Below are 1,640 nucleotides of genomic sequence, written 5' to 3' on the forward strand. Positions count from 1 at the left end.
AAAACCAAGCCTCGCATGAGGGCTCGGCGCCTCCTGTCAAAATCGCCTGACACGAACTTCTCAAACGCTTCAATCACATAAAACAAAACCCCGCCGAAATTCGACGGGGTTTGTCAGCAGTCTGACGCCGCCCAAAGGGGGCGGCGTTTTGATTTCTCAGGATAACCAGATTACTTGATCTTGGTTTCCTTGAACTCGACGTGCTTCTTGGCGACCGGATCGTACTTGCGGAACGAGAGCTTGTCCGTCTTGGTGCGGCTGTTCTTGCTGGTCACGTAGAAGAACCCGGTGTCGGCGGTCGACAGAAGCTTGATCTTGATGTTTGCGGCTTTGGCCATGATGTTCGTCCGTTAATGTTCGTGGAGTTTTGGCCGCTAGAGCACGGGGAAAACACCCGGACGCGGGAAACTTGGCGCGACACATAAAGAACGCGCCCGGAAAGTCAAGCCCGGGTGCCTTCCGAGGATCGTTTCGGGCACTACGACGAGCCATGCTCATGGAAGGACGGATGGCTGGTCGATCACCCAAAGCCATGTCCCGTCGCCTTGCCTGCGGGCAATTTCCACTGTCACCGTGCCATCGGGGAGGCGCGTGGACGTGAGCGCCAAATCTCCGTTGATCATGGCTGGACGCTGATCCCCAAGTTCAAACTTTGGCCCAGCCATCACCAACCTGGCGTAGAACGCGCGGATGGCGTCCCTGCCGCGCGCCAGCTGCCCGCCGCCGATATCGAGGATGGCATCGGGCGCGTAGAGAGCAGCCATTCCTTTCGCGTCTCCCGCCTGCTGGCGAGAAACCAAAAGCCGCGCCAGGTCCTGGGGATCGCGTACGGGCTTGCGGGTTGCCTCGTCATTCATCGATCGATTTCCTCGGACACTACAAGGTTGCGGCGTCACTCCGCCGCGACCGATTCCGGCCGTGGCGCCTTGTCTGGTCGACCCTCGCCCGCCTTTTTCCAGTCTCCCGTCGTGTTCCACCAGCGGTTGGGATTGGCGCGGTCGTCCAGTCCCTTGGAACGGCTGGCGAGCAGCGGTTGGATGCGGATGACAGGCTCCTGATAGGAATGGGCCTGGAATATCGCCTCGACGACGCGGGCGGCGAGCGCCTGGTCGTCGGCGATCTCGAACGACACTTCGACGGTGCCAGGCCGCCGGCGCAATTCCGTCTCGGCGCCGGCGGCGGCGCCTTCGAGCGGTCGGTAGCGCTCGATGCCTTGCGCCGACTGATAGGCGTTGGCGTCATATTTGCCCATGCGCAGCGGCGTGATTGCCACCACCGCCTCCATGATGCGCTCGACATCGGCGGCCGGCGCCTGGAATGTGACGAGCAGAAGCAGTTCCATCCTGACGGATCTGGTCTCAAAGCCGCTGTCGATCATCGCAATTCTCCTACCTCGCGTTGGAGGCAGGGTATAGCAGGGGTGCTGCTGACACGGTGATGTCAGGATGCCTGACGTTCAGGACACCCGCCTAAAGCGTCGCGGTCTTTCAGATTCGCTCCACGCGCTTTAGGTTTTTGATTTTACGCATGTCTTTGTCCCGAAACCGGTTCCCACTTTCGGGAGACATGCTTCAGAGAATCTTGCGCACCAGCCTGATCAGGACCAGGACCATGTAGGCGGCGAAGAAGAAGGCCAGCGA

At 60.2% G+C, this 1,640-nt stretch carries 3 protein-coding genes; all 3 read right to left on the bottom strand.

Annotated elements, in window-relative coordinates; all coding sequences use genetic code 11:
- Positions 1–170: 170 nt before the first annotated feature.
- The 3 genes from rpmG to EOD07_RS33695 all read right to left on the bottom strand — a co-directional run bounded on the left by rpmG (position 171) and on the right by EOD07_RS33695 (position 1,378).
- Positions 171–338 carry a 50S ribosomal protein L33 gene (gene rpmG, locus EOD07_RS33685; protein WP_006201775.1) on the bottom strand — a complete coding sequence of 56 codons (168 nt, stop codon included), beginning with the start codon at positions 336–338 and terminating at the stop codon, positions 171–173.
- Positions 339–494: 156 nt separating this feature from the next.
- Positions 495–857: a nuclear transport factor 2 family protein gene (locus tag EOD07_RS33690; protein WP_127238283.1), complete on the bottom strand. Its 363-nt coding sequence runs from the start codon at positions 855–857 to the stop codon at positions 495–497.
- Positions 858–892: 35 nt separating this feature from the next.
- Positions 893–1,378 carry a hypothetical protein gene (locus EOD07_RS33695; RefSeq protein WP_127238284.1) on the bottom strand — a complete coding sequence of 162 codons (486 nt, stop codon included), beginning with the start codon at positions 1,376–1,378 and terminating at the stop codon, positions 893–895.
- Positions 1,379–1,640 lie beyond the last annotated feature (262 nt).

The organism is Mesorhizobium sp. M2C.T.Ca.TU.002.02.1.1 (assembly GCF_003997225.1).